The organism is Acutalibacter sp., assembly GCF_056800975.1.
Genome location: NZ_JBQISV010000109.1, coordinates 1 through 6,349 on the forward strand (window position 1 = coordinate 1; position 6,349 = coordinate 6,349).

The window sequence follows — 6,349 nt, forward strand, 5'->3', positions numbered from 1 at the left end:
AGTTTGGAGCTGGTGAACGGACTCGAACCCCTGACCTGCTGATTACAAATCAGCTGCTCTACCAACTGAGCTACACCAGCAGATTTCCTTAACGCTCCCATATTATACCCTCTTTCGGCCTCCTTGTCAAGTGTTTTTTTCGATTTTTTCCCCGCTGCCGCTCCTTGGCGACAGCTTTGGTGTTTTTGCACACTTTGATATTGATTTGCGAGCTCTGATATGATATAATGCACTCAGACAAACATGAAACTCACGGAATCAGTACGATCCCGTCCTTTACAGAAAAATGAGAGGAGACTTTTTATGTTTCAGGTCCATTCCAGGCCATTCCTTATGCTGGCCGGCGAGGCGCACAATTCCAACTCCTCAACCCTGCGGGCCATGGAGCCCGTGTGGGCCAAGGCAAAACAGCTCTGCCTGAATACTGTCCTGCTGCCTGTGACCTGGGAGCTTTTGGAGCCCCAGGAGGGTGCTTTCACCTTTGAGCTGGTGGACGGGCTGATTTTTGAGGCCCGCCGGCAGGGTCTGCGGCTGGGGCTGCTCTGGTTTGGGGCATGGAAAAACGGTCAATGTACCTACGCGCCTGCCTGGGTCAAGACAGACCTGGCCCGCTTCCGTCGGGCGGAAGTGAAAAAGGGAGAAAACAAGTCTATTCTGGAAAGCTTTCACGGCATGGAATACTCTACCCTCTCCTGCCTGTGTCAGGAGACCCAGCAGTCGGACAGCCGGGCCTTTGCCGCCCTTATGGCTCATCTGAAGGCAGTGGACGAGGGGGAGAGGACGGTCCTCTATGTGCAGGTGGAGAACGAGCCCGGCCTGATGGGAGCCGCCCGGGAGCACAGCCAGGAGGCGGACCAGCTGTTTGCCCAGGATGTGCCCGCTGCTTTTGCCCAGTATATGCGGGACCATACCGGGACCATGGGGGAGGAGTTGCGCGTTGCTGTGGAGGCCGGTCAGGCCTCTGGCAGCTGGGAGGCGGTTTTTGGGCCAATGGCAGAGGAGGTCTTCCAGTCCTATTATGTAGCAAAATATATCGACGGGGTGGCCGCAGCTGGCAAGGCGGAGTATGACATCCCCCTGGCTGTCAACGCCTGGCTGGATCAGGGCCCTCCCGGCAGCTACCCCACCGGCGGACCGGTGTCCAAAATGATGGAGGTGTACAAGTTTGCCGCGCCTCATATCGATGTGGTCTGCCCTGATATTTATGTCCGTAATTTCTGCGAGGTCTGCAACCAATACAGCCGCCCGGATAATCCTCTGCTCATCCCGGAGACCGCCACCCACAGCCATGCCGGGCCCCGGCTGGTCTATACAGTGGGGCATTACCACGCCTGGGGCTTCTCTCCCTTCGGCTTTGAGGACATGGGTCAGCCCTTTGGCGCTTCAGAGGGCTTTCTGTTCGGCATGGACACCAGCGACCCGCTGCTGAGCACACCCCAAAATGTAGAGGAGTACGCCTGGTATAACCGCACCCTGGGCCAGTTGACCCCTTTGCTGGCAGAGGCCTATGGCACCCAGCGGCTGCAGGCGGTAATCAGCGAACGGCCTGAGGAAAATGTCATGCGCTTTGAACAGTTTGAGCTGCGGGCGCTGATGGAGCCCCCCATGGTTACCCGGCAGGACGGGGTGTGTCTGGCGCTGGCGCTGGGGGAGGACGAATTCCTAGTGCTGGGCTGCGGCTGTATGCTGCGGGTGGGCTCGACTGACCCGGCAAAGCCCCATGTGGACCTGCTGGACGCAGAGGAGGGCGAACTGGCAGACGGCCGCTGGCAGGTGCACCGCCGGCTGAACGGGGACGAAACCGCCACGCTGAACCTCAGAACACCCACGCTGCTGCGGCTGAAGCTGTTCGCCTACTGCTGACCCATTCCATACATCTTTACAAAAAAGGGAACGGCCCGCCGGGGTCGTTCCTTTTTGCTTTTTTGAGGACAGCTCTGCGGTACAAAGCGGGAGTGTCCGTTTCGGAGAGCTTTTCGTGTTCCCCCCGCCCTACGGGCGGGGGGAACACAGATGATTATCTCTGCGGTTGGGACACTCCCTACAAAGCGGCGCTGTTGACAAGCTTGGGTCCAGAAGAAAGGCACAAAATCAGGATATCATCGCAATCAGAAAACATCGATTTTGAGCTTTTTCATGAAGCGGCCTTTCCCCCTTAATTCCCGCTTCCCTTAGAGCTTCTGTCCGCGCTGCCGGCTTTTTTCTCTGCCTGCCCCTCCCCATAAAACCGGCACCCGCAGCGTCCGTTCTCCTTCACCTGGCGCAGCGCCTCCTCTGCCTGCCGGTACAGCTCATCGCTGAAGCCCGAGGCAGAAAACGCCGCCCCCACGCTCAGCGACGCCTGGGGCATGTCGTCCATGGGGTTCAGCAGGGCATCGTTCATGGCCTTGACCTTGCCCTCGATCATGGACTGCTGGCTGCTGTCCAGGTCTGTCAAAATCACCGCGAACCTGTCGCCCTCCATCCGGGCGGGAAAATCTGTGGTACGAAAGCTCTCCCGCAGGAGCCGGGCAACTTTTTTCAGCACCTGATCCCCGGCCTCCTGGCCAAAGCCTTCGTTGATGAGCTGGAACCTGTCCATGTCCGCCAGCAGCAGGGCAATGGGCTGCTCCTTGACCCGCAGCACCTCCTTCACCTGCTCAAAGGCGCTTTGGTTCATGATGCCGGTCAGACTGTCCCGCTCCGCCTGGTAGCGCTGCAGCACCTGGTTGGCGGCGTTGAGCTCATAGATGTCGTTATAGGTGAGGGCCAGGTATTTGAACTCATAAGCCCCGGTGATCTCTATCAGCTTCTCCTCCCGGACACAGTTGACATACACCTGCAGGGGCTTGACGATGAGGAAGGTGATCATGGCAAAAACGATTAGATTCATCACAAACAGGGCGCTGAAAAGCACCCGCTGCAGGCCCATGGCCTCCTCCAGGTCCTCCACGCTGTCCTGCTGGCCCCGCTGGGTGCTGCTGAGCACATCGCTGAGGAAGAAGTCAATATTGCTGGAAATCAGCTGCTTTTTCGCCTCATATTCTGCGCCGAACACCAGCTCTCTGGCCTCCTCCATCTGCTTGAGACGGTCCAGGGCCAGGTGGCTGTCAGAGAGCTGCACAGCCCGCATCTCCTCCGGCAGACGGGAATCCGGCCAGCCCTCTGCCTGGGCAATAAGCCGCATGGCGTATATCTCCCGGCCCATCAGCTGGTTTGAGTAGTCCAGGGCAGTCTCTAAAAAGCCCTGGGCCTTGGTGCTTGCCTGGCCGTGGAGCTTTTCCAGGCCCAAGTCCCGGCGGCGGGTGACATTGGCCTCTGTAAAGTAGTTCTCCACACACTGGCTGTCCCGGGTCACTGTGAACATGCGGGCCTGGTTAGTTAGACAGTCGGACCCCTCGGAGACCAGAGCGGCCTCCTCCTGGCAGAGTATATACAGGTTGGTGGCCTGCACCATGGCCTGATAATTCCGGGCGGTATGGAAGGTCACCAGCAGCAGAACCACATACAGCGCACAGGAGACCAGCATCATCCCCAGGTTGATGGTCCGTACCCTTACCCCCCGCACAGGGGGCTTTTTCTCTTTCCGGTTTCTTTTCACATGAAACGCCTCCTTGGCGGGATGCTCCCACAAAATAGAAGGGCTACCCAAATTATAGCCTATTTTGGCCATATTGGGTAGCCCCTTTTTCAAAAAAATTCTATTTTCGTACAGGAAAGCCGGAGGCCGTCCTCTGTCAGATACGGAACATCAGCTCTGCATAGCCCGGATATGGCCAGCAGGCCCCGGACGCGCTGCGCTCCATCTGGTCTACAGAGGCCCGCAGAGCCTCCATGGCGGGGATTACTTGATCCCGGAAGTGAACCCCTGCGGTGAGAATGTTCCTGCTGCCGGCCTGGGGGGCTCCCAGCAGAGCCTCCAAGTCCCCGGCCTGGGCAAAAGCCTGGTCCAGCAGACCGGAGAGGGAGGCGATCAGGCTGCTTTCCGCCGTGCAGGGCAGGCTGGCGATCACGCTCCGCCGGGCGGCTACCCCCTGGGCCAGGTCTGTCACATAGCCGCTCACCGCCGGAATCACATCCTGGCGCACCATGCGCAGCATAGTCAGGCTCTCAATGCGCAGGGTCTTTACATACTCCTCCATAATGGTCTCATACCGGGCCTCCATCTCTGCCTCGGTATAAATTTTGTGCCGGGTGAACAGGGCCACGTTCTTCTGGTCCAGATACCGGGGCAGGGCGTCCACTGTGGTGGGCAGGTTCAGCAGGCCCCGGCGCTCCGCCTCCTTTACCCAGGCCTCCGAGTAGCCGTCCCCATTGAAGATAATGCGCTTGTGCTCTTTGATTGTGCGGCGCACCAGAGCCTCGGCACACTGAGGCAGAGGGCCGTCCATGGTTTCCAGCTCGCTGGCAAACTGGCTGAGCTCCTCAGCGGCAATGGTGTTGAGCATGATATTGGGACAGGCGATGGAGAGCGCTGACCCCAGAGAACGGAACTCGAATTTATTCCCTGTAAAGGCAAAGGGGGAGGTGCGGTTGCGGTCTGTGTTGTCCATGCTGAAGTCCGGCAGCACCCGCACGCCGGTTTCCAGCTTTTTCTCCTTGCCGCAGGCATAGGGACGGCCCGCCTCAATGGCCTCCAGCACAGCAGTGAGCTCGTCGCCCAAAAACATGGAGATAATGGCCGGCGGCGCCTCGTTGGCCCCCAGGCGGTGGTCGTTGCCTGCCGAGGCCACCGAGATGCGCAGCAGGTCCTGATATTCGTCCACACCCTTGACCACTGCCGCCAGAATCAGCAGGAAGGGCCAGTTCTCCCAGGGACGCTTGCCAGGGTCCAGCAGGTTCTTGCCCCCGTCGGTAGACAGAGACCAGTTGTTGTGCTTGCCGCTGCCGTTGACTCCCTCAAAGGGCTTTTCGTGCAGCAGACACACCAGGCCGTGGCGGTCAGCCACATTTTTCATCACCTCCATGGTCAGCTGGTTGTGGTCGCAGGCAATGTTGGTGGTGGTGAAAATGGGAGCCAGCTCGTGCTGGGCAGGGGCCACCTCGTTGTGCTTGGTTTTAGCCAGCACGCCCAGCTTCCACAGCTCCCGGTCCAGGTCCCGCATAAACTCCGCCACCCGGGGCTTGATGGCCCCGTAGTAGTGGTCCTCCAGCTCCTGACCCTTGGGGGCGCTGGCCCCAAACAGGGTGCGGCCGGTGAACATCAGGTCGGGCCGCTGCTGATACAGTTCCTTGTCAATGAGAAAATACTCCTGCTCAGGCCCCACGGTGGTGACCACCTGTTGGGTCTTCCCGTCCCCAAACAGCCGCAGAATGCGCACTGCCTGGGCGCTGAGGGCCTCCATGGACCGCAGCAGAGGGGTCTTTTTGTCCAGCACCTCGCCGCTGTAGGAGCAGAAAGCCGTGGGTATGTACAGGGAGTCCCCCTTGACAAAGGCATAAGAGGTGGGGTCCCAGGCAGTGTAGCCCCGGGCCTCAAAGGTGGCCCTGAGCCCTCCCGAGGGGAAGGAGGAGGCGTCGGGCTCTCCCTTGATGAGCTCCTTGCCGGAGAACTGCATGATGACCCTGCCGTCGCTGGTGGGGGAGATAAAGCTGTCGTGCTTTTCAGCGGTGATGCCGTTCAGGGGCTGAAACCAGTGGGTGAAGTGGGTGGCTCCCAGCTCCACGGCCCAGTCCTTCATGGCGCTGGCCACGGCGTTGGCTACAGTCAGGTCCAGGTCCTTGCCCTCGTCGATGGTTTTGCGCAGGGACTTGTACACGTCCTTGGGCAGGCGCTCCATCATCACGTCGTCATTGAATACAGCGCTGCCGAACAGCTCTGGCACAGACTTGCGGTTTTCAGAACAGGTTCCCATAATCAGTCCCTCTTTCCCTAGTTGCTCTGGGTTTTTGTTTACAACATTTGGCGTTCTTACCATTATAAGACGAAAGGCGCTGAAGGGTTCCAGAGCCCCAGCGCCGTCCACTTGTGGCCTTTATTTTACTCGAAAGGGAGGGATTTGTCAACTCTGAAAAACAGCGGTTCCAGGCGTTTCTTCAACGATTTTTCATGATAACGGTACAGAGAGCGACAGAAGAGAAGAAATTATGCTTGACGAACGGGCGGGTTTGTGATATAATAGCAACGCAGTCGGGGGCAAGAGCGGGAGAAGGTGTTTTAACCGTGCCTTTACCGCTGTCATAGCTGCGGGTGTAGTTCAGTGGTAGAACCCCAGCCTTCCAAGCTGGTCGTGTGGGTTCGATTCCCATCACCCGCTCCATTTTTCTGTTTTGCGGGGCGCCTTAAAAGAGAAGGGCAGACAAGCCAGGGGCTGCTCCGGATATGCGCCAATAGCTCAGCTGGATAGAGCAACTGCCTTCTAAGCAGTAG

3 protein-coding genes and 2 tRNA genes are annotated in these 6,349 nt (G+C 58.7%); 2 read left to right on the forward strand and 3 right to left on the reverse strand.

Going from position 1 to position 6,349, the window contains the following annotated elements:
- Positions 1–4: 4 nt before the first annotated feature.
- A tRNA-Thr gene (locus ACTO5E_RS09630) sits at positions 5–80 on the reverse strand.
- Positions 81–303: 223 nt separating this feature from the next.
- Between ACTO5E_RS09630 and ACTO5E_RS09635 the strand changes: the two genes are divergently transcribed.
- Positions 304–1,863 (forward strand): GH35 family beta-galactosidase, encoded by a 1,560-nt coding sequence (locus tag ACTO5E_RS09635; RefSeq protein ID WP_482303247.1) that lies wholly within the window; start codon positions 304–306, stop codon positions 1,861–1,863.
- A gap of 292 nt (positions 1,864–2,155) precedes the next feature.
- Here ACTO5E_RS09635 and ACTO5E_RS09640 read toward each other — a convergent pair whose 3' ends face one another.
- Complete coding sequence (locus ACTO5E_RS09640) at positions 2,156–3,580, reverse strand: GGDEF domain-containing protein (protein ID WP_482303248.1); 1,425 nt, start codon at positions 3,578–3,580, stop codon at positions 2,156–2,158.
- A 136-nt stretch (positions 3,581–3,716) separates the two neighbouring features.
- On the reverse strand, positions 3,717–5,834 hold the full coding sequence (locus tag ACTO5E_RS09645) for a glutamine synthetase III family protein (RefSeq protein ID WP_482303249.1): 2,118 nt from the start codon (positions 5,832–5,834) through the stop codon (positions 3,717–3,719).
- Positions 5,835–6,165: 331 nt separating this feature from the next.
- On the opposite strand from ACTO5E_RS09645, the gene ACTO5E_RS09650 reads away from it, so the two are divergent.
- Positions 6,166–6,239, forward strand: a tRNA-Gly gene (locus ACTO5E_RS09650).
- Positions 6,240–6,349 lie beyond the last annotated feature (110 nt).